Here is a 25,785-nt window from a genome sequence, read left to right as displayed (position 1 = left end):
TCCATAGCCTGTTCCCCCTCGGAGTTGTTTTCGGTGTGCACCAAAACTTTGCTCCGGGAACAGGCTTCTCGTCAATTTCTTATCCAGAATTCGGGTTAAGTTAATATTTTAATTGAGAATTAATTAACATAGTTATGTATTTTCCCGCCGCGTTATACTCAATAAAAAGATAATCAACCATGAAAAAAATTCTATTGATCTCAGCGGTTGTCGCTGGGTTATCCATGACATCATTCACAGCAAACGCTAGCGGAGAAAACAAAGTTTCAGCTGGTTATGCCCTGAGTAAGGTACAAATCACAGATTTTAAGGATCTTAAAGAACCGAAAGGATTCAACCTAAAATACCGTTACGAGATTACTAATAATTTTGGGGTTATTGGTTCATTCACTCGAACTTCACAAAAAGATACTTACTCTGACTCTGCCATTAAAAGTGAAGTAAGCCAGGAATATAACTCATTCATGGCAGAACCTGCCTATCGTTTTAATGAGTATATCAGCGCATATGGATTGCTTGGTGCAGCCTATGGAAAAATCTCGTCTTATAACTCTCAGTATAATAGAACCCACTCACTGGAATCGAATACAACAGCGGCAGCTTATGGTGCAGGCTTGCAATTTAACCCGAGTCCAAATGTCGCGATTGATGTTTCATTCGAATATTCCAAATTGGATGAAGCTCAAGTAGGAACATGGGTTCTGGGAACCGGCTATCGTTTTTAATTTTATAAATTAAAAATAGGGTTACCAGTTAGCTGACAAGCAGCACCTCAATCACATTAGAGGTATTGCTTCAGAAAAATCTTAATATTCTTCCCGTATTATCTCCCCCGATACCTCTATATCAATCAAAGCTATTGAGCTCAATACTACCGCCCCTTCTTTTAATCATTAAGGATTCTTTTCATTTTATGAGGTTTTGTTTGGAATCCTGAGGAGGAGAAAGCCACATAAGATACTGTAAAAAATAACAATCAATATATACTACGATTTGGAACCAATTGGGTATAAATCATCTAGTTATCTGACTATACAGTCGAAAAACCCCTTAATTTGGTGATTATCCACAGATAAATCGTCAAATAAAACAGAATACGGATGGGTAAAAAACACACCTACCAGACACAAACAATTATTGAATTGATTTTATTGAAAAAAAACAAAATCATACTCTTCATTAAGTAATGAACCTGTTCTGTTTTCTAGATATTCAAAAATGCGAGTTAACTCCAATTTTTGACGCACAGAAAGCTTATTCAGTGGAATAGATGATGATAAGCGATATTTTTAAGGAAAATTGGACAAATTAACAATAGTAATGCAAAAAAAATGTTAAAATCTTTTTATATAAGTCAAATCAATAAAATTTTATTAAAAAACAAAACATTTTATACCAAACTGTCTAGTTTAGATTTATAATCCTAATTACCGTCATTAAGTGGAATTTAGTTTTGGGTGATATAATGATATTGGATTTTAATTCTGGTTAATCTGATATTATTTGCTTAACATCAAGTGACAGTTTTTAACCATTAATACTATTTCAATGCGATAAAACATGTGAATAATAAAAAAAATCCATATATTATAATTAATTAAGTGGAATGGTTTATAATATGTAATGAAATTTGACTTAGGTTATATAATGTAGGATTATGTTTACAGTTTGGTATATTTTGTCCAGTTTGTAACCGTAATAAAGGTATAAAAAAAAATTTTATAGCTGAATTAATACGGAACTAATTTAAAAATCAGTGCAAAGATTTAATTTATCAAAAAAATTAATAATAAATACTTTAAAATCAATTTATTAAAAAATTAAAAAAAACAAAAACATCAGGTAATAGTTAGGAGAATATTAGTTATTCCTCATGTCCGGAAAACAGGCATGCTGTTTAACCGACTTCGGTAAAGCAACCGACAGATACAGGGATACAAAAAACAGAAAAACTTAACTCATATCACGGAAGAACACACCTTACCTCGGTAAGGGACTGTTTTTTACAACACGTTGATAAAAAAGTCATGTCATTAAAAACAAAGTGCAAGTCGGAAAACAAAATGGCGAATCAGGTGTAACAACAGGCATACCGTGAACGGTAATAACCCCGTCAAGGCTAGCTCCAATGAGTAAGTGACGGAGCAAAAATCCAACCGTTTTCAATCTCCGGGGCAATTATCCTTGATAACGCCATAACTTACTTATTTAAAAGGGATAAGATATGGAAGAAGCGAATCTATTAGTCGGACAACGTATTCAAGCCAAAAGGAAAGAGTTGGGTATCACGGCTACAGCATTGGCAAAACAAATTGGTATCAGCCAACAGCAACTTTCACGCTACGAAAGAGGGACAAACCGGATTAACCTAGCCCATCTTGTTGCTATTACAAAGTTGCTAAGTACCCCTATTTCCTGGTTTTTTGAAGATTGTTATGAAAGTGGAAATGAAAAAGAAGACAATACTGTCAATAAACTCACTGACCAATACATTCCTATTGCTGAAACAATTATAGGAAAAAATGGTTTTTGAATGAGTCAAGATAAATATGTCAGAAGCCGACTATAAGACTGGTTTCATTCATCAAATTTAAGGCTTCTGACTCCTATTGAATCATATTCCTTTATTATTCATTTCATTATCATGTTCATTTATCATCGGATATGATCCACGAGCCCAACCACATCCATAAGAAACCGCTCAATAGTCATCAGTTCTTCCGCTGAGTAATTTTCTAATAGTTGTAACCATTTTGCTTCTGCTCGTTGATGCAATTTTTCATGGGCAGCAAAAGCCCACTTTCCTTCATCGGATAGTCTGAAATAGGTTTCTTTCTGATTATCTACCATTTTCAGTTTCTCAACGATTGAACGCTGTAGAAGTTTCGTACAAATTTTCGAGATCGCCCCTTTGGTCATTTTCATGGCTTGGCTGATGGCCGTGATATTTAATAACCCAGAGTTCCCAATACACTGAATTACATGTAATTCAGACAGCGAGTAATCACTGATGCCATATTCACGGAGCGTCTCTTCATCATGTCCTTGTCTGACATTATCTCTTATATGTATCAATTGGTTAACGGCAGAAAGGATCTCATGCTGGCAAGCTGTATTGTTAATCATTTATGACTATTTCCAAAGAAACTATTTTAGACATTCTAGCAAAAACAGCGAATGAAGATCTTTACAAATCCGATGAATTAATTATTATTTATTTAGTTTCCTTGGAAACAAAATGGAGAATAACAATGAGTCAGCGTGTTCCTATACGTAATATAAAGACGATTTTCTATCTGGTGTGTTTCAGCGCCTTTTTTGGCTCGCTAGCACAAAATATCTACATCCCAGTTATCCCTACCATCAAGGAGTTATTCAATACCTCCCTACCTTTGGTCAATCTATCTGTGTCAGCGTTCACATTTGTTTTAGCTGTTATGCAAATCGTATACGGCTCACTTGCTGACAGCAAAGGGCGCAAGGCTATTTTGCTCCCCGGACTCGCCATTTCCGTTATCGGTTCTATCGGTTGTGCCATGACTTCCGATATTTATGGGTTAATTTTCTTTCGTGTCATTCAGGCTATCGGAATTGCGGCTGTTCCTGTCATTGCTGCCACGATTATTGGCGACTTGTATGAAGATCAACATCGGGCAAAAGCTATCAGCACTTACCAGATGTTATTAACACTTGCTCCCGCTTATGGGCCATTACTTGGTGGCTACTTAGCTGAATGGAATGGGTATGTTGCAATTTTCCAATTCCTCGCCATCATTGGAGGAATACTAATTATTGGTAATTTGTTTTGGCTGCCAGAAACAAAACCCATACAGCCAGAAAATTCTCAAAATGCTCACTTTTACTTTCGTCGGATTTTGTCAGACCGCATAGCGCAATCCGTATTCTGTATTAGTTTTATGTTGTTTTATTGTTACTTTTGCTTTCTGACTTTTTTACCCATCATCTTAAATAGTGAATATAATTTCAACTCTGCCGATATAGGTTGGATGTATATCCCCATGTCCTTCGCAATGATTGCTGGTAGTTATAGTTATCGTTTAATCCACCAGCGATTCTCCCAACGAAATGGGATAATTGTCAGTAGCTTGCTAAATTTGGTTTTAATTCTGTTATTTGCTATGACGTATCAATTTGGCATTTCCACATTAATTGTTGTCACGGCTTTATATGGTTTTACTTTGGGATTGTCGACTCCTACACATGCCGCCTTACTATTAGCAAGATTTGTGGAAGAACGAGCAACGGTCATCGGGCTGTATAATTTCATCAGATATATCGGCATGGCTGTTGGCCCAATGACAGGTAGTTTCTTGTTATTCAATAATCATTATGAGTGGATATTTTTAGTGGGAGCAGTGTTATTTGCTTTAGCCATTGGTTTTACGATCATCATGACGCAACGGCACGATAAACAATGACTCTCTTTAGAATAACGCTTACTTGGATTTAAGCACTACCATTTGAAAAAAATGAAGTTCTAACGGATACGTTGAATAGGCTGTACTCATCATATATTCCCAATTTGTTTAGTCTTGATATAGTTTGGTATTCATATAAACAGATAGACAAACCGAAAGAGGTTCATAAATAGCATAGCATGTGATTCAAGAGGCCATAGACCAAACTGCGGCGACATTACGCGCCGTTACCCGTAAGTTATCAGCGCCATTGGCAAGGGCATCTGCAAGTGTGCAGGCTTCCGGTACGATGGAAAAGACTGCATCCAACCCATGTTGATGCACAACATGATAATCCCGGCTCATTCCCCCAACCAAGGCAATGGTAGGAATGCCAAATTTCTTGGCCACACGAGCAACACCAATCGGGGTTTTGCCATGTACAGTCTGACTGTCCATTCGCCCTTCCCCCGTAATGACGAGAACAGCCCCCTGAATGATTTCTTCCAGTTTCAATGCATTGATAACAATCTCAATACCAGACTGCAATGTCGCCCCCAAACATCCCAATAAAGATGCACCCATTCCGCCTGCTGCTCCTGCACCTGACTCACTAATCACGCTTTTTCCCGTCAGGGATTCAAGTTTCATTCCATAATGGCACAATGCAGAATCCAACGCTTTGACCATCTCCGGTGTCGCTCCTTTTTGTGGGCCGAACACTACTGATGCTCCCAAAGTGCCACATAATGGATTATTCACATCACAAGCCACAGTAAGTTCAATTTGGCTCAGACGAGGATCAAGCCCCGCTAACTTGATGTTTTCCAAACGAGTTAAAGCTGCTCCCCCAAATGGCAGGATACGGCCGTCGCCATCCGATAGCTCTGCGCCAAGTGCCTGCATCATGCCCGCTCCACCGTCATTGGTGGCACTACCTCCAATACCTAAAATCAGTTTCTGTGCGCCATGTTCTAGTGCTGCCAAAATGAGCTCACCCGTTCCATAACTGGTTGTTATCAGAGGATTGCGCTGTTCCATTGGTACCAAATGCAAACCAGAAGCAGCGGACATTTCAATCACTGCCGTTTTTCCATCACCTAGTAAACCAAAAAATGCTTCAACAGGATGTCCTAAGGGATCAGTGACTATACACGAGATACGTTTTCCTCCTGTCGCAACGACCAGTGATTCCACAGTTCCTTCTCCTCCATCCGCCATCGGCAACTTGATGTAATCCGCATGCGGGAAAATTTCCTGAAAACCCTGTTCTATTGCCTGAGCTACTTGCAAAGCACTCAGACTTTCCTTAAATGAGTCAGGGGCAATCACAATTTTCATAATCAGCTCCTCAGTTCCTTGACGGTATGTTTTCTAACAATAGTATGTATTCTGACTCAGCTAACCAGAAAAACCCAATACACCGAAAAGTAAGGTTGATACAAAGGCAATAGTGAAACCGATCAATGTTTCGTAGGGAAGCAACTTTAGACGCTCATGTACCTGCATATGTACACTACCACCCGTAGCATGAAAAAAACTACCATGTGGTAAATGGTCAAGCACAACTGCACCAGCATGAACCATCGCAGCACCTGCCAACGCACTGATACCTAAGTCCATCAATGTAGGTGCAAATATCACTGATGCCACTGCTGTACCTGCTGTTGTAGATGCTGTTGTCATCGACATCATCGCACCCGAAATCGGTGCCAATAGATAGGAAGGCAAACCGGATGCCGTAATACTCTGGATCAGCACATTTTTCAGATCAGAGTTAGCAATAATGCCAGCGAGTGTTCCTGTACCCAATAACATAATCGCGACAGGTGACATGCGGCTGAGACCTGAGATGATAAATGTATTCGATTGGCGCCAATGCCCCATAATAACTGCGCCAGCAAGTCCGCCTATTGGCAATGCAATCAAAGGATCGATGGTGATATTAGCAATCGGACGCAGTGCCAGCAGTAGGATTGCAATAACTGGTGCAGAAATTGCTGCCATGAAGGAGGGAAGTGTTGCCTGTGCCGTCGGCGTCAATTCTTCATTGCTGACTTTATATCCCCGTTTTATCAGACGTGTTGAGAAATAGTAGGCCATGACTAATCCAAAAATCCCGGGAATTATGCCGGCAACCATCAGAGAAGTCAGAGGAACGTGAAATCCTTCCGATGCAGCAATGGTATTTGGATTGGGAGACATGACGTTTCCTGCTTTACCACCACCAATCATCGCCAGTAAAATCGCCATTTTCGATAAATCAGCACGATGAGCGATTGCCAATGCGATCGGCGCCACTGTAATCACTGCCACATCAATGAATACACCAACCGCAGTCAGCAACATGGTCGCTATAGCCAAAGCCAGTAACGCACGCTGTTCTCCAGCCTTGCGTACGATTGTTTCCGCTATCGTGTTTGCAGCTCCAGATTCAATCAAGACGCCAGCCAATACACCTGCTGCCAGTATACGTAAAACAGCATTTGTCATGCCTTGTGCACCTGTGACCATCAGACTGACCGTCTGAACCAAATCGGCACCACCAATCAGGCCACCGATCAGCGCTCCAATCATCATTCCATAAACAGGGGGAACTTTACGTAATATAAGAATAATTGCGACAACCAACGCAATAATGGCACCCAACGCAGAAACTGTCGTCATTGTCTTTTCTCTCTATTCGTCCCATGATTTTAGCTGAAACCACAATAATCTGATGACTACAAACGTACAACAGGCCATTTCGCAGGCATAAAAAAAGCGATAAGTAAATTATCGCTTTTTAATCAGTTAGTTTTTGAATAACTAACGTTTTAACTCAACTTATACTTTATTCAACTAACTAATAGTATGGGTGCTTATGCTTCAATAGCCAGTCGCAATTTTTTCATTGCATTTTTTTCTAGCTGTCGAACACGCTCAGCGGATACACCATATTTATCAGCCAGCTCTTGCAAAGTGGTTTTGTTGTCATCATCCAACCAACGGGCACGAATGATGTCTTGGCTACGCACATCCAGACCTTCCATGGCAACAGAAAGTTTATCCGCAGCATGGTTTTCCCAGTTATCTTCTTCAATGCCATCAGCAAAGTCAGAAGCTTTGTCTTGCAAATACAGCACGGGAGCCACGGGTTGACTATCATGATTGTCATCATCAGAAGACATATCAAATGCCATATCCTGCGCTGACATACGGGATTCCATCTCTCTGACGTCTTTACTGGTCACGCCCAACTCTTTGGCAACCAGTTCAACTTCATCCTGATTGAACCATCCCAGACGTTGTTTAGCCTTGCGCAAATTAAAGAACAGCTTACGCTGGGCTTTAGTTGTTGCAACTTTCACAATACGCCAATTACGCAATACATATTCATGGATTTCTGCCTTAATCCAGTGAACAGCAAAAGAAACCAGACGGACGCCTACTTCTGGATTAAATCGACGAACGGCTTTCATCAGGCCGATATTACCTTCCTGAATTAAATCCGCCTGTGGCAGACCATAACCGGCATAACTGCGAGCAACATGAACAACGAAGCGCAGGTGAGAAAGGATCAGCTTTTTCGCTGCATCCAGATCTCCCTGGTAATACAGCCTTTCTGCCAGTTCCTTCTCTTCCTCTGCGGACAGCATAGGGTAAATATTGGAGGCACGAATGTATCCTTCCAAACTACCTTGTGGAACTAATGCCAAAGTTTGCATTTCTTTTGTCATTCAAATTCTCTCAAAATCAGATCCAAATTGATGGCCTTTGAAGTTTGCCTGAATTTCCCCGTCAATGAGGTATTTTCAAGCCAAAGATATGTCTATTTTACCATCATGGAAAACATATTCAAATCGTCTAACTTGTATGAATATCAATACAAAGTTATAACTGTGATTTCGACTACAATTAAGCCCAAAAGTTCACCAAAAACCAGTAAACACCTTTACTCCGGCCTGAATCGACGTAAATGCTGAATTGTTGCAAACCACGCTGCAATCCAACCTATCATGCCTGAAATCAATACCAACAATAGTGATTCATCCCAACCCAGTCCATACAGTTTAAAACTCGTTCCAAAAACACTCGACACTTCCGTGACTACATTGGAAAGTTTCCATACCAACAGAGATGACAGGATCAGGGAAAAAATCGCGCCCAAAATACCCAGCAAAGCCCCGCCGTTGAGAAACGGACGCAGAATGAAGCCATCGGTCGCCCCAATCAGTTTCATCACATTAATCGTATCACGGCGGCTAAAGATGCTCAGTCGGACACTATTGCCGATTACCAGAAGCAGAGCCACAATCATCAGGACGCCTATCACGGCAGCAATCCGGCCAATAAGTACGGTAAGGGCGGTCAGACGGGAAAACCAGCTATCATCCATTCGGACTTCTTCAATGCCTTTTATCTGTGCAATCTGGTCACGCAATGTCGTTAATGCCTGTGAATCTTGGAAATTCAGTTTAGGCGAGATGATTGCGACTGCTGGCAAAGGATTCTCTTCCAGCAGATCCAAAGCACTGCTGAATCCCGACCAGGCACGAAATTCATTCACCGCCTCTTCACGAGAGAGGTAATTCACCGACTTAACGCCATCCATGCTTTTCAACTGCTCAACCAACTGCTTGGTGTTTGGATCAGCCAGTGACTTATCCAAATAAACCGTAAGCTGCGGGACGGGATACCACTGTACTACGGCCTGATTCACATTTTTCCAAACGATATAAAACACGCTTGGTAAGGTCAGTGAGATAGCAATAACCATGATGGTCAACAGTGTTGCCAGCGGCTGACGTAGCATGTCTGACAAGGTATTTTTCCATGCATAACGCCACTGCACACGCCAGCCCCCTTTCAATGATTTGGACTTGGAGGGTGGTGCTTTTTTCGCTGAAGGGCGAACATGTTTAGCCATGATTCTCCCCTTCCATACGTCCCTGATTCAGGGTCAGGATACGGTTATTTCTTCGCTCAATGAGGGCAATATCATGGGTAGCCATAAGAACCGTTACTCCGACGCGGTTAAATTCTTCAAACAAGCGCATGATCCCCTCAGAGAGTTCACCATCCAGATTTCCCGTCGGCTCATCTGCCATCAGAACGGTAGGTTTGTTCACCACAGCGCGGGCAATGCCAACACGCTGCTGTTCTCCTCCTGAGAGCTGAATAGGGAAGTTTTTCGCTTTGTCCAGCAAGCCGACCTTATCCAGTGCTGCAGATACCCGACGACGGATATCTTCAGTACTTGCCCCTGATATGATCAATGGCATGGCGACATTCTCGTATACCGTGCGATCCAGCAGTAAGTGATGATCCTGAAAAATCATGCCAAACTGACGACGTAGAAAAGGGATCTCACGGGATTTCAATCGGCTGATGTCATGACCAGCAAACCAAATATGGCCAGTGCTGGGACGTTCGATACCACAGATAAGTTTTAAAAGCGTACTTTTACCGGCCCCTGAATGACCGGTTAAAAATGCCATTTCTCCTGGGTGCAGATGAAAATCCACCCCTTGCAATGCCTGCCGTCCTCCCAGATAGGCTTTACTAACCTGTTCAAAGCGAATCATTGATAGTTAATCCTCTCGGGCAAAAAGAGCCTCAATAAAATCGTCTGCCTTAAATGGACGGAGATCTTCAATACCTTCCCCTACGCCAATGTAGCGGATTGGGATCTCAAATTGGTCGGCAATCGCGAAAATGACCCCACCTTTCGCAGTACCATCGAGTTTGGTCAGTGAAATACCCGTCAATCCCACAGCTTCATGGAATAGTTTAGCCTGACTTACTGCGTTTTGACCTGTGCTGGCATCCAGTGTCAGCATAATTTCATGTGGTGCCTCTTCGTCCAGTTTTTTCATCACTCGAACGATCTTCTTCAGTTCTTCCATCAGATGCGATTTGTTCTGCAAGCGCCCTGCTGTATCCGCAATCAGGACATCTACGCCTTTCGCTTTGGCTGATTGGATGGCATCAAAAATGACTGAGGCAGGATCAGAGCCTGTATGTTGAGCAACTACAGGAATTTTGTTGCGATCACCCCAGACCTGCAACTGTTCTACCGCCGCTGCACGGAAGGTATCTCCCGCTGCCAGCATGACGGATTTTCCCTGAGACTGGTACTGACGCGCTAACTTACCAATTGTGGTAGTTTTACCGACACCATTCACACCGACCATCAAAATCACGTAAGGCGATTTGCCTTCAATCTCCAGCGGCTTATCAACTTTTGCCAGAATGTCCGACATTTCTTCTTTCAGTTTAGAATAAAGTGCTTCAGCATCTTTTAATTCTTTGCGGCTGGCATGGGCAGTCAGACTAGTGATAATTTTACGGGTAGTTTCTACCCCCACATCCGCAATTAATAACTGTTCTTCCAGCTCTTCAAACAAATCATCATCAATTTTCTTGCCACGGAATAAGCCCAAAAATCCGGAGCCAAGATTCTGACGAGTTTTGACCAAACTGCGTTTCAAACGAGCAAAGAACCCTTCTTTAGTTGGGCGCTCTTGTTCTTTAGGTAATGCGGCTTGTTCTTCCGCTAAACGTTGCTGCTCCGCTTCTTCGGCTACACGACGGGCGGTTTCTTCCGCTAAATGCTGCTGCTCCGCTTCTTCGGCTACACGACGGGCGGTTTCTTCCGCTAAACGTTGCTGCTCCGCTTCTTCGGCGGCGCGACGGGTGGCTTCTTCCACCAAACGTTGCTGCTCCGCTTCTTCGGCTACACGACGGGCGGTTTCTTCCGCTAAACGTTGCTGCTCCGCTTCTTCGGCGGCGCGACGGGTGGCTTCTTCCACCAAACGTTGCTGCTCCGCTTCTTCGGCTACACGACGGGCGGTTTCTTCCGCTAAACGTTGCTGCTCCGCTTCTTCGGCGGCGCGACGGGTGGCTTCTTCCACCAAACGTTGCTGCTCCGCTTCTTCGGCTACACGACGGGCGGTTTCTTCCGCTAAACGTTGCTGCTCCGCTTCTTCGGCGGCGCGACGGGTGGCTTCTTCCACCAAACGTTGCTGTTCCGCTTCTTCGGCGGCACGGCGGGCGGTTTCTTCCGCTAAACGTTGCTGCTCCACTTCTTCGGCTACACGGCGGGTGGCTTCTTCCGCTAAACGTTGCTGCTCCGCTTCTTCGGCTACACGACAGGCGGTTTCTTCCGCTAAACGTTGCTGTTCCGCTTCTTCGGCTGCACGGCGGGCGGTTTCTTCCGCTAAACGTTGCTGCTCCGCTTCTTCGGCGGCGCGACGGGTGGCTTCTTCCACCAAACGTTGCTGTTCGGCTTCTTCGGCGGCGCGACGGGTGGCTTCTTCCACCAAACGTTGCTGTTCGGCTTCTTCGGCTACACGACGGGCCGCTTCTTCCACAGCCAGTTTTTCTTGTTCAATTTGTTCTTCTTGCTGTTTCTTATCTTGACGACCTAGTCCAAGCCAAGAGAAGAAACCTCTTTTTTTTTCTTTTGCCATCGGCCACTATACTCCTCGCGCTTAATTATGGCGTTATCAATCAGTATGCCCACTGAGATCGGTTCTAACGGTGATAAAATCCAGTCTAACATTTTCATCACACCACAACACATATCTATCGAGGATTTCGTGGTAAATTAATCAATAGGTTTCTTCATTCTCACTTTTTGTCTCCTTCGGATATTGTTTAATGACATTGGATGACAAATGATTAAATTACGTAAATTATGATTAAAAAACCACAGCGCGCGTCTTTGGGACAAATCCGCATTATTGGCGGCAAATGGCGTGGAAGAAAATTGCCAGTTCTGGATAGTGACGGGCTACGTCCAACGACTGATCGTGTCCGCGAGACACTTTTTAACTGGCTTATGCCAACGATTCAGGGAGCACGTTGTCTGGATTGTTTTTCAGGTAGCGGAGCGCTCGGACTTGAGTCGTTGTCACGCTATGCAGACTACGCTACTTTCATTGAGTATGATCACAATGTAGCAAAACAACTATCCGCTAATTTAGCTCTACTAAAAGCTGAAAATGCCAATGTGGTGCAAGGTAATGCACTACAATACTTAAATGGGGCCGGAACACCGTTTGATGTCATTTTCCTTGATCCCCCCTTCCGCAAAGGCATGCTCACGGAGACGATCAATTTATTGGAGTCCAATGGCTGGCTGGCGGAAGAAAGCTGGATTTATGTTGAAGCAGAATCAGAGTCTGCGGCAACAGAAGTGCCCCCAAATTGGCAATTGCATCGGGAAAAAGTCGCCGGACAAGTTGCTTATCGATTATATATTCGCCACCAGCAATCTGATGTCAGACCTGCTTAAATACGATTTTGGAGTCAATGATGTTTATTCAATTAGGAAGGGTTATCATGATTTTCGTTTGGGGGATCATGATCTTCAATTTAATCCACCCCTTCCCTAAGCCATTGAGATATTTTATGGATGTCGCCATGATATTCACAGTGGTCATGCATGCTTTTCAATTATTGCTGCTGAAAAATTCTCAGCCAAAAGATCAAAATCTATCTACTTTTCTTCAAACCAAGATCTTCTTTTTCGGCGTCTTTGAGCTATTAGCTTGGCAGAAAAAACAGCAACGAGAGAAGAAGTAATATTCCATAATACCGACAATATTCTGTCGGTATTATCTAAAACCTTTTCCAATAGATATGATGAGATATCTCCAATATATTTCAGGTTTCATCTAAGCGGTCATTGACGCAATCCCAATAATTACTCATTGACGTTCTTTGCTTTTGATAATAAAACGTTATTCATTCGTTAATAACGAATTAACATCGATAAGTCAGAGCACTCCGCACCAACCCCATCATAAATAAATAGTAATGCCTGATAAGACAGGCGTTGAACATTAAGGAAAGGAAAAATATGAGTTGGCCATTTCTTGCTGTGTTTTTCTCTGGGTGGTTATATATTGACGCTGCATATCGTGGTACCAATTGGCAGCAATGGGTTTTCCGCCCTGTTACGATGCTGCTTCTGTTATTGTGGGCATGTCAGGCACCTAATCTTGAGGCTTCAGGCTATCTCATCATTGCGGGGCTTCTCACCACCTTGCTTTCTGATTCAATCCGGATGCTCCCCAGTAAGTATTTAATTTTCTCATTCATTACGTTATTGCTGAGTTACTTGCTATACACCATCAGTTTCGCCTTAAATATGGGCTTTAGTTTCTTCTTCCCAATCCCACTGATTTTGCTGGCTGTTGGCGTTGTGATCATGCTCGTTGTCTGGACTCGTCTTGATAATATGCGTTGGCGGGTGATCGACACTTTCATTATGGCACTACTGATGGTCTGGGTTGCGAGTGAACAATATTTTTCACTCGGCAATGAGAGCCGTTTGTCTGTCATGACCGGGGCTATCCTGCTACTCCTTGCACATAGCATCAATATCATTGATCGGTATCGCTTCCCCTTTAAGTTATCAAAAGCCATTGTGGCTGCTTTCGGCTTTATAGGGCACTTTTTGATTATTCGTTCTCTGTTTCTATAGTGAAGGACTGATGACATTAAATATCACCCCAAGAGGAAAGACGTTGATGATGAGGATTCAGCTTAGATAGCACAAATTATCAAAAAAATTCCTCTTATTGGATTTGACTCTGGAGTTAACTCCAGAGTGTAGAGTTAATCTTATCTAACCTGAATTAACTCTATTTGAGAGGTCGACTATGTTTTCCACGTCCAAAAAACATAATCAATCAAAGTTCGATTCTCTGTCTTCCCAGAAAAAAGACCATCACGATCATAACCATGATCACACTCACGATCCGCATGACAAAGCCCATTCTCATGACAAAACACATGAACATGGACATGAGCATGAGCATGAGCATGAGCATGAGCATGAGCATGATAGCGCACACTGTTCACATGATCATGCACATACCATACAAGATAGCTCTCCCCCTGAATTGACCGCCAATCAACGCTTTAATTGGGTCATTCATGGTATGGATTGCCCAAGTTGCGCAGGAAAAATCGAAAATGCTGTAAAAAAATTACCGGACGCTAAACAGGTAAAAGTGCTATTTACCACAGAAAAACTCGTGGTTGATTCTGATGTTGATATTCGGGCTTCCGTCGAGCAAGCGGTAAAACAAGCTGGTTTTGAAATCAAGGAGACTGGTTCAGTATCTAAACTGCCTTCACCCACAAATCACTGGAAAACTTTTGCCCCGATCCTTCTTCTCCTCGTTTTGATGCTAATGAGCGGAGGGTTATCCAAAGTCAATGCTCCCGCTGGGCAAATCGCTTTCATCATTACCGCCTTAATTGGGCTATATCCGGTTGCAACCAAAGCCATCAAACTGATTCGCTCAGGGACACCCTTTGCGATTGAAACATTGATGAGTGTTGCCGCGATCGGTGCCTTGTTCATTGATGCCACCGCAGAAGCGGCGATGGTTATTTTGCTGTTCAAATTAGGGGAAGTCCTGGAATCCTATGCCGCAGGGCGTGCCCGTCGTGGAGTTAGTGCTTTGATGGCATTGATACCTGATCAAGCCTTGCTGATTAAGGATGGAAAGAAAAAAACCGTCTCAGCGGCTGATTTACGCCCTGATGATATTATTGAAATTGCCCCCGGAGCCCGTTTACCCACTGATGCCGAACTTCTCAGCCCCTTCGCCAGCTTTGATGAAAGTGCGCTGACGGGGGAATCTATTCCCATAGAACGACATCAGGGAGAGAAAGTTTCGGCGGGTTGTCTTTCTGTCGATAGTGCGGTGCAGATGAAGGTGATTTCCGAACCCGGACACAACGCTATCGACCGTATTCTGCAATTGATTGAAGAAGCAGAAGAACGTCGTGCTCCGATTGAACGTTTCATCGACCGATTCAGCCGTATCTATACCCCGCTGATTATCTTGTTATCTGCGCTCGTTGTCCTGATCCCACCTCTGTTCTTCGCCGGATCGTGGGAAACCTGGATTTACCGTGGCCTTACTCTGCTATTGATTGGTTGCCCTTGTGCTCTGGTCATCTCGACGCCTGCTGCGATTACATCGGCACTGGCAGCAGCGACCCGGCGTGGTGCTTTAATCAAGGGTGGAGCGGCATTGGAGCAACTCGGTTCAGTGACCACAATTGCACTGGATAAAACCGGCACACTGACTGAAGGCAAACCACACGTCACTGATATTGAGCCAGTGGAAAACATCAGTACAGAAACCTTACTGGCACTGGCTGGCGCCGTAGAAAGTGGCTCCCATCATCCATTGGCGAAAGCGATCCTTGACGCCGCTGAAAATAAAGGGGTAACCATTGTTGAAGCTGAACACCGCAAAGCACTGGCGGGGATCGGGGTTGAAGGACAATTGTCAGGGCAGAGAATTTTAGTCGCCGCTCCCGGACGGTTGCCTGAAAATGCTTTGTCTACAGAATGGAAACAAAGGGTTACGGAATTAGAAAACAGCGGTAAGACGGCGGTTTCTGTCATGCAGGGAGAGCAATTTGTCGGGCTAATTGCTATGCAAGATACCCTACGTCATGATGCTATAGACACTATCCGTCTCCTGAAAAAACAAGGGGTCGAAGCGGTTATGCTGACAGGGGACAACCCTCGTGTGGCAGCAGCAATTGCGGGTAAATTGGGCATTGATTATCGTGCCGGCCTATTACCTGAAGATAAGGTGAAAGCTGTTACTGAACTGAACAAAAAGCACAACACAATGATGGTCGGCGATGGCATCAACGATGCGCCAGCCATGAAAGCAGCCACTATCGGTGTTGCCATGGGTAGCGGCACGGATGTTGCGCTTGAGACAGCCGACGCCGCGCTGACACATAACCGGCTGACGGGTTTACCTGAAATTATCGCGCTATCGCGTAAAACACATTACAACATTCGCCAGAATATTACCCTGGCATTAGGTTTAAAGGCGGTATTCTTGGTGACGAGTTTATTGGGTATTACGGGACTGTGGATGGCGGTTTTGGCCGATTCAGGCGCAACTGCATTGGTCACAGCAAATGCTATACGGCTGCTGAGAATTAATTCACTGAAATGATAAATCAGCATTCGGCCAAATTCATGTAAATCTATACCCAATGGATTTCAAGATACAGCGCGGCGGAAGGGAAACAAATCCCCAGAAACATAACAAACAATGTGACTGGGGTAGCTACGCGAAAAACAACAAATTGAAAAGGTGCATACTTCGCACCTTTTCAAAATTACAATTACACAAAATTGCTATTAAGGAAAAAGGATATATGGCATTCAGCGAGGTGATAAATTATTACCAAATGCCATAATCTAAAGCCTAGCACGGATCATTTTTTCTGCCAGTCAACTACGCATTATATTTCGTAATTACACTCTATTTTCTCAATTACACGCTAGTTTCGCTTTTTCTGAGCAAATACCGATAAGGAGTTTGTTCCGTCTCCTGCGCGATCAACGCATGGTCCATAAAACGACAAAAACCCGGAATATCGCGGGTTGTCGCAGGATCATCAGCAAGGATCAATAACGTCTGACCAGCAGTCATATGGCGAACAATTTTACGTACCATCATTACTGGCTCTGGGCAGCGTAATCCTAACGTATCAAGCGTTTTGTCAGGATTAGCAAAAACATCGGACATAACAATCTCTGTAGGTTCAAACAATCTATAGTCGCAGATTATATTACAAACTGTCGCCGACTGTCGCACTTTGCTTTTGTTACGCGACGCGTTATGATCCCTTTTCGCCTGATATTTCAGGCACATTTATTTTCTGGGTTCCCTCACCCCATCCACCAAAAAGGTACAATATGCTCCAAATGTTTCAATTGACTGCACAACAACGAATCGCAGCATTGTTCTGGCTTTCGTTCTTCCATACCTTAATAATTACCTCAAGTAATTACCTGGTGCAACTACCTATCACTATTTTTAGTTTGCACACCACTTGGGGCGCATTTACATTTCCCTTTATTTTTTTGGCAACCGATCTGACGGTACGTATTTACGGTGCGCCACTCGCTCGCCGAATCATCATTTCCGTCATGCTTCCCGCACTATTGATCTCTTATCTGATTTCCGCTCTATTTTTCCAAGGGATATGGCAAGGATTCGAAGCATTGGGAACCTTTAATTTGTTTGTTGCCCGTATTGCTGCCGCCAGCTTTATGGCCTATGTGCTCGGCCAGATATTGGATGTCAGTGTTTTCAATCGACTGCGCCAAAAACGCCGCTGGTGGATAGCGCCGGCTACCGCCATGTTTTTCGGTAATATGCTCGATACTCTGGCCTTTTTCTTTATCGCCTTTTACCGCAGCACTGACGCATTCATGGCAACACATTGGGTAGAAATTGCCTTGGTGGATTATGCGTTCAAGCTATTTATCTGTCTGCTTTTTTTCCTACCCGCGTATGGCATCCTGTTGAATTTAATCCTGAAATTCTTTTTCGTCCGATCAGAAGAAAAAACGCTGATTAAAACACACTAAAATAAAGTGGCACCCTGAAACGATCAGGGTGTCAATCATAATTTTGCTTGTTTTCCTCTCAAATCACGCATTTCCTGTTTTTACTCATAACTTCGCTGTCTATTTTGCCGTATAGTGTTGGCGGAAAGAAAGATAGTGTTGACGGACAGGTAACCACATACTTTTATTTAAAACTGCCCGTGGATCTACCACATGCCAGTATTGTGATGCTCCATGTGTAGTTTCCAGTGAAGAAGGAATAATTCTTATGCTGAAAGTGATCCAGTCTCCATCCAAATATATCCAAGGGCCTGGTGCGTTATCTCACATTGGCCGATATACCAAAATGCTTGCTGACCACGTTTTCGTGATTGCCGATAATTTCGTGATGAGTCTTATTGGTGATTCCGTCAGCAAAAGCCTGGAAGAATACGAAGTCACCAGCTACTTCGAAGTCTTTAATGGCGAATGCTGCCGTAGTGAAATTCAACGCCTGTCTGCTATTCTGGCAAGCAATCAATGCCAGGCCGTAATTGGAATCGGTGGCGGCAAAACGATTGATACCGCGAAGGCTGTGGCATACGAATCCAAAACACCCGTAATTATTTCCCCTACTCTTGCTTCAACGGATGCACCAACCAGTGCTCTTTCCGTCTTATATACCGAACTTGGCGAGTTCGACAGCTATCTGTTCTACCCGCAAAATCCGAATATCGTGCTAATGGACACCAATATCATTGCCAAAGCACCTGTTCGCCTATTTGCCGCAGGAATGGGTGATGCGCTAGCCACCTATTTTGAAGCTCGGGCCAATAGTACAGCCCATAAACCCACAATGGCCGGCGGTTTAACATCTAACACAGGTCTGGCACTCGCTAAACTCTGTTATGAAACGTTGCTGGCAGAAGGTTATAAGGCAAAGTTGGCAGTGGAGGCCGGTGTCAGTACGGCGGCGGTGGAAAATATTGTTGAGGCAAATACCTATCTCAGTGGTATCGGTTTTGAAAGCGCAGGACTGGCGGCCGCTCACGCCATCCACAACGGTTTTACGGTTCTGGAAGAGTGTCATCATCTCTATCATGGGGAAAAAGTGGCATTCGGCACGCTGACGCAATTGATATTGGAAAACAGCCCAAACGAAGAGTTAGAAACCGTACTCGATTTCTGTGTACAGGTGGGTCTGCCGGTAACACTAGAACAACTGGGCTTGCGCAACAGTGAAAAACTGAATCAAAAAATCATGCAGGTTGCAATAGCAAGCTGCGCTGAGGGAGAAACCATTCACAATATGCCATTCGCCGTAACTCCTGATCAGGTTTACGCCGCTATCTTGGCCGCAGATCGGATGGGGCAGGATTGGTTGTATTAAATGATTGGGAAAGAGATTAGTACAAGATTTCTGCCCCGACAAGATGGCCAAAGCATGTTGTTCGCATAAGAACTAATTAGTATAAGGCCTGAATACCTATCATTGTATATGTGCAATGATAGGTACATTTGATTGCATCTTACGATCGACACTGCGCCAGAATCGGGTCTTATTCACCGTACCATCAATTTGCTTCAGTTGAGCAATAAAATATATACAGAACCGTCCTTTTTGTTTGATAAGGAACAAAAACGAGCGAGAAACGCGCATAGAAAGATATGAAAAATACAGTTCGTGATAAGAATAGAACGGGCATGCCCCCGTAGGAACATGCCCATGATGAGATTAACGATATCCGCGAATGCTCTAATTTGTGGGTTCCGGCCAAATCTCAGCAATATGGCTCAAGCACTCTTCTTTAGATCCTGTCTTACCTGTTGCCATCCATCCCATAGGGATCTCAAACTCAGTAGGCCAGACCGAATACTGCTTTTTGACGTTCACGACAACTCTCCAGTTCATGTCATCGTTTCCTGTTAATTGCCCCATGATACTGCCTCCTTTATGAAGTTTTCTGACAGGACTGCCGGTAAGAACCCTGTATCAATCAGATAACGCAACACTTGATGGACATATTCAGCCGTAATTGTAGGACACCGAATATCACTTCCAGCCAATCCCGCCAGCGTATTCTTCAATTCCAATTCAGGATGAATTTCATCAATATAAGCCGGATCCAACGCCCGATAAGGTCTTTCTGTCATATCCCTGATCAACGGGATAAGTGGGTACAGTGGATGAGTGTCATCCAACGCAAGGATTTTCTCTTTACCTTCATTGAACGGTACGGGATTGAGGATATACCCGAAGTCCTGTACCCAGTCGAAAAATTGACGGATAGAAACCTGTTCAGGGTTGAATAAGTTGAAGAATTTCCCATTGGACTCCGGTTGCTTCGAGAGATGCACCATTGATGCCGCCACATAATCCACAGGTACGATATCAAGCAACAGAGCATGATCCGGATAAAAGCCCATTGCTAAATAACCTTTCAGTGATGCGACCAGATAATCATTTCCTTGTGCAGCCCCTGTGCGAGTGTGTCCCAGAATCAGCCCCGGACGGTAAACACTCACAGGTACGCCTCGTTGACGGGCAATATTGATGATCCCTTCTGATACCCACTTACTGCCAGAATAACCGGAAGGATCACGTATCGACTCACTCATTGCGCGATCATCTTCCATATAAGGACGCGGTGATTCTGTAGCAAACAGTGCATTCACAGAAGATACATAATGGAAATGTTTCAGTCTGGCTGTGCAAGCCAGTTCCAACGCCGTTCGGGTGCCATCAACATTGATGCTCTTCAGGGCGCTGTAAGGATAGATGAAATTAACCAATGCCCCGTTGTGATAAATCACATCAACATCTTCTGCAAGCTGCGTCCATATCTCCGGCAGCAACCCAAAACGAGGCTGCCCCAAATCACCGATAATAAAATCCACACGCTCAAGCCGATTACCAACATCAATCTGGTAATTGTTGAACCCGGCCTGCACTCTAGCGCGGGCATGTTTTTCATCAGAGTCACGGCTCAAGCAAATAACGTTGGCTGAAGTCTGTTTCAGTAACTGTTCTAGCAAATGCAGCCCAAGATACCCAGTGGCTCCTGTGAGTAATACCGTGTTTGGCTGATACCAATTAGCATGAAGCAATCCATCAGGACGAATCTTTTCTTTCAGATAGACATCATTCCTAAGCGTTTCATCATGCTGCCGGATTAATGCTTCACTATGATAAGCTCCTTTGTTCTGGGCTGGATTTATGTGACGCACGACCATCATCTCATCCAAAATGGCCGATATTCTGGCAACCGTCGCTTCAATATAGATGCCAGAAATCGGTATCCTCAGTGAAAAGGCTTTCTCAATCTGCTCGACCATACGGGCGACAAGGATGGAGTGTCCTCCGATTTGGAAGAAATCATCGGTGATCCCAAAGGCGTCTGTCGCCAGTAAATCGCGCCAAATGGCATACACGCGTTTTTCTGTTTCTGTTTGAGGCTGTATCGCGTCATAACTTGCATTCAGTCGTTCCGCAACTTCTTCTAATCGCTTTTTGTCTCTTTTGCCACTGCTTGTCAGTGGAATATAAGGAATACGGAAATATTCGGTAGGGATCCAAGCTTCATGCAGCACTTCCCTGAGTGACATTTGCGTCTCACGTACCCAATCTTCTGGCACAATCATATTCGGATTGAACAGTAAGAACGCTTGAATCTTGGCAAGATCACCACTGCCGGCCACGCGGATAATGGCATCTTGTACGTCAGTTTGTTTCCTTAATGCGATTTCTATCTCACCCAACTCGATTCGATATCCACGCACTTTCACCTGATCATCCTGCCTTCCCATATAAATCAGGGTACCATCTTCAAGCATACGGGCCATATCACCAGTCAAATACGCCCTTTTGCCTTTTTGCGCCATATCAGGTACATATCGTTTGGCGGTTTCAGTCGGGTTATTGCGGTACCCTGCCGTCACTCCCATCCCTCCGATAAGTATTTCTCCCACGGTTCCTTTGGGGACTGGGCGCAAGTGCTTATCCACAATTGTGATACTGGTACCCGGGATGGGGCCACCCAACTGAACTTTATCTCCTTTTTTCATACGGAATGCGGTTGACCAAATGGTTGTTTCCGTTGGACCATAAACATTCCATAATGTGCCACCGGTGGCTGTCAACTGATCAGCCAAATCTTGCGACAACGCTTCTCCACCGCACAACATACCCATATCAGGACGAGGCTTCCAACCCGCATTCAACGCCATTGACCAAGTCACAGGTGTCGCTTGGACAAAAGTAAATTGCGGATCTGACAGCAGTTCGGATAACGCCATCGCATCGCGCTGAGTATCAATTGAAGTAATGTGAATACTGCCACCATGAACGACCGTCAGCAGCAACTCTAACACTGAGATATCAAAAGAAAACGTAGTCAATGCCAACATATGCTCACGCTGACTGACCGACAGTAATTTACCGAATCCGCATAAGCAAGCCGCCAGATTGTCATGCTGTACTTGTACTGCTTTTGGCAACCCTGTAGAGCCAGAGGTAAACATCACATAAGCGGGGTGATCACCCAACGCAGGAATATCGATGTCTCCAGTTATTTCATCTTTATTTATCTCACGAGCATTACGTAAGATAACATCTATAGGGATTGATGTTGACGCCTTGAGACTCGCCGACACCGTATCATCGGACACCAGAATACTTTCCGGTAGACTAGCGAGAATATCATTCAGACGTTTTTCTGGCATCATGGTGTTCAGAGGGATATACACCGCCCCAATTCGCCAAATTGCCTGCATAGTGACAAACCATGAAATGCCCCGCTGAGCAGCAATAGCAACAAAACTTCCCATTTTGACGCCATATTGATTTAAAACATGTGCTGCATTTTCAATCCGCTGATTCAATTCACCAAATGTCAGTGTTTCATGTGGATCAGAAACCGCCATATGATGCGGTACAATTTTTGCCAATTCAGCCAATCGAGAGGGGACATTTTTGAACCATGGTTCAAGATATTCTTCCATGTGACTGATATTGCTATTTATTTCAGTATCATTGTCAGCAGGATAAGATTTTTGCCCAGTAAATGCTGTGTGTAATATTGCCTTGTGTGTGTAAGTATTCATAATGATGTTCTCATTTTAAGCTCCATTAGTTTCATCACTTTTGGTGATGAATGGAGACATGAATGCTAGTAGTCGTTATATTTCAGCTTTAGCCTACATTCAGCATTTTCGAATGCTTTATGTTGACATCAACTGAATCATAAAAATAAATCGCAAAAATTTAATGCGAATTTAATAAATATATTAATTAGTATTAGTTTGTAATCTTTGATTAATTAAATAATCAACTTATATAAATCAGAGCATTTATTGATAACAGAGTGTATTACGCCTATACAAACCGTCATCATTTACATACAACATATTGATATTATTATAATTTACTTCATAAATGGTTATCTAAGACTACATGGTTACCGCGTTCATGATCATAAATACCCATTTATAGTAATATCCATTATTTTGAATTTAAATTTCAAACATTTTATTTGTAATCGAGTGATAAAAAACGCCACACATGTAAATAGTAATACAAATCCAAAATACATCTTTTAAATACTCACTAGAATTTAAATGACGTTACCCATTAAAGCCACAACAAAAAAACATCACTACCAATGTATTAAATTACCTTTATTAAACTAAGCTTATTAATCCTCATTTATATAGGGTTATATTTATGCGGGTTATATTTATACATTTAAATGGTTACGATGGTAAAAAAATTTCCCTGATAATAAGTTTTTGTGTGATAAAGAACAAAAACGAACTTAAAACACACAAAATCAGCACAACAAACAATTTATTGTGACAAACATCACGATAATATGAAGAATATTTATTTTAATAATTTGCTAAATCGCTCAAAATTAACGTCTTTGCGAAATTATATCTATATGTTAGCGATACCTCACAGTTGCATTAGACTGTTTTAGCTAATATTACATTCGATATAGAAAATAATTAGTTTGAATTTTTTCGTTTAATACTATCACTGCTCATCGGTGGTGATTCGCTCATACAGAAGCCACGTGGAGACAAATATGTTAAGTATTTTTAAGCCGGCGCCTCATAAGGCTCGGTTGCCTGAGCAAGAAATAGATCCTTTCTATCGTCGTATGCGCTGGCAAATTTTTATGGGGATTTTCTTTGGCTATGCCGCCTATTATCTGGTAAGGAAAAACTTCGCTCTGGCAATGCCTTATTTAGTAGAACAAGGTTTTTCCAGAGGTGACCTCGGTTTTGCCTTATCTGGGATTTCAATCGCATATGGTTTCTCAAAATTCATTATGGGTTCCATCTCTGACCGTTCAAATCCCCGTGTTTTCCTGCCTGCTGGCTTGATACTCGCAGCTGCCGTGATGCTGTTTATGGGCTTTGTACCATGGGCAACATCAAGCATTGCTATTATGTTTGTCCTGTTGTTCTTGTGTGGCTGGTTCCAAGGCATGGGATGGCCTCCTTGTGGCCGTACTATGGTTCATTGGTGGTCACAAAAAGAGCGTGGTGGAATAGTTTCTATCTGGAACTGTGCCCATAACGTTGGTGGTGGTTTACCTCCACTGCTGTTCTTGCTGGGTATGGCGTGGTTCAATGACTGGAAAGCCGCACTTTATATGCCTGCATTCGCGGCCATACTGGTTGCGTTAATCATCTTCGCTTTGATGCGTGATACGCCACAATCTTGTGGTTTGCCACCAATCGAAGAGTACAAAAATGACTATCCACCTGATTATACTGAACAAGATGAAAAGGAACTGACTGCAAAAGAGATTTTCATGCAGTACGTCCTGCCTAACAAATTGCTGTGGATGATCGCGATTGCCAACGTATTCGTTTATTTGCTGCGTTACGGTATCCTCGACTGGTCACCAACTTATTTGAGAGAAGTGAAGCATTTTGCACTGGATAAATCATCTTGGGCTTACTTCCTGTATGAGTATGCGGGTATTCCGGGTACGCTGCTGTGTGGCTGGATGTCTGACAAAGTGTTCAAAGGCAACCGTGGTGCCACTGGTGTATTCTTTATGGTACTGGTCACTATCGCCACTGTCGTATTCTGGATGAACCCGGCAGGTAACCCGAATGTCGATATGATTTGTATGCTGGTTATCGGCTTCCTGATTTACGGCCCTGTGATGCTGATTGGTCTGCACGCCCTTGAACTGGCACCGAAAAAAGCAGCCGGAACAGCAGCAGGCTTTACTGGTTTGTTTGGCTATTTAGGCGGTTCAGTGGCAGCCAGTGCCATCGTCGGTTACACCGTTGACTTCACCGGCTGGGATGGTGGCTTTATGATTATGATCGGTGGTAGCGTATTAGCCGTCATTTTGCTTCTGTTTGTCATGTTAAGTGAAAATAAACACAAGCAGGAAATTGCTCGCAATAGCTAATCAGTGAATTACCATTCTAACACAGTAATAATTATGCATAATTAACCGCAGTATTGTTTTTAATGCTGCGGTTAATGGGTAAAAAAATCATATTCAATTTTTTCAGCATCATTTACCATTTACTAAGTTCTACCGATTTAACTCATAACAAGCTCTATTGTTTATATTATTCTACTATCAGATAACAAGAATTATGGATTTTCCATCATATCCATTTTAACTTGATAATTTTTAAATGATTTAAATCCCGGCTATTTTATGAAGCAAAAAGAATGATAAACATGTCAATAAAATCAATGTCATCCTTCGTTATCTGTCGAACGCTATATTGTATTAAACCCTAAAAAATATAAGTAATAAGTTTAGATAATCAGCTTCACTGTCATAAAAATGTGACAAGATACGAATAAAATTGATGAAGGGTATTGTGTTAATTTATTTTTTTCTATAAAACGGCACGAAACAATAACTGACTTCTGCCAAAAAACTAAAAAATAAATAACATCAATTTTATTTAATATTTTTACCACAATTTTCTATTACAGTTCTTTAT

20 protein-coding genes are annotated in these 25,785 nt (G+C 43.0%); 10 read left to right on the top strand and 10 right to left on the bottom strand.

The features are described from left to right. Window positions 1-179: 179 nt before the first annotated feature. Together Xhom_RS05540 and Xhom_RS05535 are read left to right on the top strand one after the other, a co-directional pair. Window positions 180-725 (top strand): Ail/Lom family outer membrane beta-barrel protein, encoded by a 546-nt coding sequence (locus Xhom_RS05540; protein ID WP_069317758.1) that lies wholly within the window; start codon window positions 180-182, stop codon window positions 723-725. A gap of 1,499 nt (window positions 726-2,224) precedes the next feature. After that, complete coding sequence (locus tag Xhom_RS05535; protein ID WP_069317757.1) at window positions 2,225-2,533, top strand: helix-turn-helix domain-containing protein; 309 nt, start codon at window positions 2,225-2,227, stop codon at window positions 2,531-2,533. Window positions 2,534-2,655: 122 nt separating this feature from the next. On the opposite strand, the gene Xhom_RS05530 is transcribed toward Xhom_RS05535, so the two are convergent. Then, window positions 2,656-3,126 carry a MarR family transcriptional regulator gene (locus Xhom_RS05530; protein WP_069317756.1) on the bottom strand — a complete coding sequence of 157 codons (471 nt, stop codon included), beginning with the start codon at window positions 3,124-3,126 and terminating at the stop codon, window positions 2,656-2,658. A gap of 125 nt (window positions 3,127-3,251) precedes the next feature. Here Xhom_RS05530 and Xhom_RS05525 point away from each other — a divergent pair, with 125 nt between their 5' ends. Next, on the top strand, window positions 3,252-4,439 hold the full coding sequence (locus Xhom_RS05525; RefSeq protein WP_069318545.1) for an MFS transporter: 1,188 nt from the start codon (window positions 3,252-3,254) through the stop codon (window positions 4,437-4,439). Between the two features lie 186 nt (window positions 4,440-4,625). Here Xhom_RS05525 and Xhom_RS05520 read toward each other — a convergent pair whose 3' ends face one another. The 6 genes from Xhom_RS05520 to ftsY form a co-directional block, all read right to left on the bottom strand. After that, window positions 4,626-5,759 carry a glycerate kinase gene (locus Xhom_RS05520; protein WP_069317755.1) on the bottom strand — a complete coding sequence of 378 codons (1,134 nt, stop codon included), beginning with the start codon at window positions 5,757-5,759 and terminating at the stop codon, window positions 4,626-4,628. 60 nt (window positions 5,760-5,819) lie between these two features. Next, window positions 5,820-7,085, bottom strand: coding sequence for a GntP family permease (locus Xhom_RS05515; protein WP_069317754.1), 1,266 nt, complete (start codon window positions 7,083-7,085; stop codon window positions 5,820-5,822). A 194-nt stretch (window positions 7,086-7,279) separates the two neighbouring features. Next, on the bottom strand, window positions 7,280-8,137 hold the full coding sequence (rpoH, locus tag Xhom_RS05510) for an RNA polymerase sigma factor RpoH (protein ID WP_069317753.1): 858 nt from the start codon (window positions 8,135-8,137) through the stop codon (window positions 7,280-7,282). Window positions 8,138-8,352: 215 nt separating this feature from the next. Continuing rightward, complete coding sequence (gene ftsX / locus Xhom_RS05505) at window positions 8,353-9,327, bottom strand: permease-like cell division protein FtsX (RefSeq protein ID WP_069317752.1); 975 nt, start codon at window positions 9,325-9,327, stop codon at window positions 8,353-8,355. Next, a complete protein-coding gene (gene ftsE, locus Xhom_RS05500) occupies window positions 9,320-9,985 on the bottom strand; it encodes a cell division ATP-binding protein FtsE (protein WP_069317751.1) in 666 nt (221 codons plus the stop codon). The genes ftsX and ftsE overlap by 8 nt, the downstream gene beginning before the upstream one ends. A 6-nt stretch (window positions 9,986-9,991) precedes the next feature. Then, window positions 9,992-11,872 (bottom strand): signal recognition particle-docking protein FtsY, encoded by a 1,881-nt coding sequence (gene ftsY / locus Xhom_RS05495; RefSeq protein ID WP_099139652.1) that lies wholly within the window; start codon window positions 11,870-11,872, stop codon window positions 9,992-9,994. Between the two features lie 227 nt (window positions 11,873-12,099). On the opposite strand from ftsY, the gene rsmD reads away from it, so the two are divergent. The 4 genes from rsmD (at window position 12,100) to Xhom_RS05475 (ending at window position 16,411) form a co-directional block, all read left to right on the top strand. Continuing rightward, window positions 12,100-12,699 carry a 16S rRNA (guanine(966)-N(2))-methyltransferase gene (gene rsmD / locus Xhom_RS05490; protein WP_069317749.1) on the top strand — a complete coding sequence of 200 codons (600 nt, stop codon included), beginning with the start codon at window positions 12,100-12,102 and terminating at the stop codon, window positions 12,697-12,699. A gap of 20 nt (window positions 12,700-12,719) precedes the next feature. Then, window positions 12,720-12,989, top strand: coding sequence for a DUF1145 family protein (locus tag Xhom_RS05485; RefSeq protein ID WP_069317748.1), 270 nt, complete (start codon window positions 12,720-12,722; stop codon window positions 12,987-12,989). A 277-nt stretch (window positions 12,990-13,266) separates the two neighbouring features. Continuing rightward, on the top strand, window positions 13,267-13,893 hold the full coding sequence (locus Xhom_RS05480) for a lysoplasmalogenase (protein ID WP_069317747.1): 627 nt from the start codon (window positions 13,267-13,269) through the stop codon (window positions 13,891-13,893). A 178-nt stretch (window positions 13,894-14,071) separates the two neighbouring features. Then, entirely contained in the window at window positions 14,072-16,411 is a 2,340-nt protein-coding gene (locus Xhom_RS05475; RefSeq protein ID WP_069317746.1) for a zinc/cadmium/mercury/lead-transporting ATPase, read from the top strand. A gap of 324 nt (window positions 16,412-16,735) precedes the next feature. On the opposite strand, the gene tusA is transcribed toward Xhom_RS05475, so the two are convergent. Continuing rightward, complete coding sequence (gene tusA, locus Xhom_RS05465) at window positions 16,736-16,990, bottom strand: sulfurtransferase TusA (RefSeq protein WP_069317744.1); 255 nt, start codon at window positions 16,988-16,990, stop codon at window positions 16,736-16,738. Window positions 16,991-17,169: 179 nt separating this feature from the next. On the opposite strand from tusA, the gene Xhom_RS05460 reads away from it, so the two are divergent. After that, entirely contained in the window at window positions 17,170-17,838 is a 669-nt protein-coding gene (locus tag Xhom_RS05460) for a 7-cyano-7-deazaguanine/7-aminomethyl-7-deazaguanine transporter (RefSeq protein ID WP_069318544.1), read from the top strand. 247 nt (window positions 17,839-18,085) lie between these two features. Next, on the top strand, window positions 18,086-19,186 hold the full coding sequence (locus Xhom_RS05455; RefSeq protein WP_069317743.1) for a glycerol dehydrogenase: 1,101 nt from the start codon (window positions 18,086-18,088) through the stop codon (window positions 19,184-19,186). Window positions 19,187-19,552: 366 nt separating this feature from the next. On the opposite strand, the gene Xhom_RS05450 is transcribed toward Xhom_RS05455, so the two are convergent. Together Xhom_RS05450 and Xhom_RS05445 are read right to left on the bottom strand one after the other, a co-directional pair. After that, window positions 19,553-19,735 carry an MbtH family NRPS accessory protein gene (locus tag Xhom_RS05450; protein ID WP_069317742.1) on the bottom strand — a complete coding sequence of 61 codons (183 nt, stop codon included), beginning with the start codon at window positions 19,733-19,735 and terminating at the stop codon, window positions 19,553-19,555. After that, entirely contained in the window at window positions 19,723-22,899 is a 3,177-nt protein-coding gene (locus tag Xhom_RS05445; RefSeq protein ID WP_069317741.1) for an amino acid adenylation domain-containing protein, read from the bottom strand. Before Xhom_RS05445 ends, Xhom_RS05450 begins: the two co-directional genes overlap by 13 nt. Window positions 22,900-23,882: 983 nt before the next feature. On the opposite strand from Xhom_RS05445, the gene glpT reads away from it, so the two are divergent. Then, window positions 23,883-25,232 (top strand): glycerol-3-phosphate transporter, encoded by a 1,350-nt coding sequence (gene glpT / locus Xhom_RS05440; protein WP_069317740.1) that lies wholly within the window; start codon window positions 23,883-23,885, stop codon window positions 25,230-25,232. Window positions 25,233-25,785: the final 553 nt, after the last annotated feature.

Origin of the sequence: Xenorhabdus hominickii (assembly GCF_002632725.1) — a bacterium.
Lineage (GTDB): Bacteria > Pseudomonadota > Gammaproteobacteria > Enterobacterales > Enterobacteriaceae > Xenorhabdus > Xenorhabdus hominickii.
This window is presented reverse-complemented; position numbering and strand designations above follow the sequence as displayed.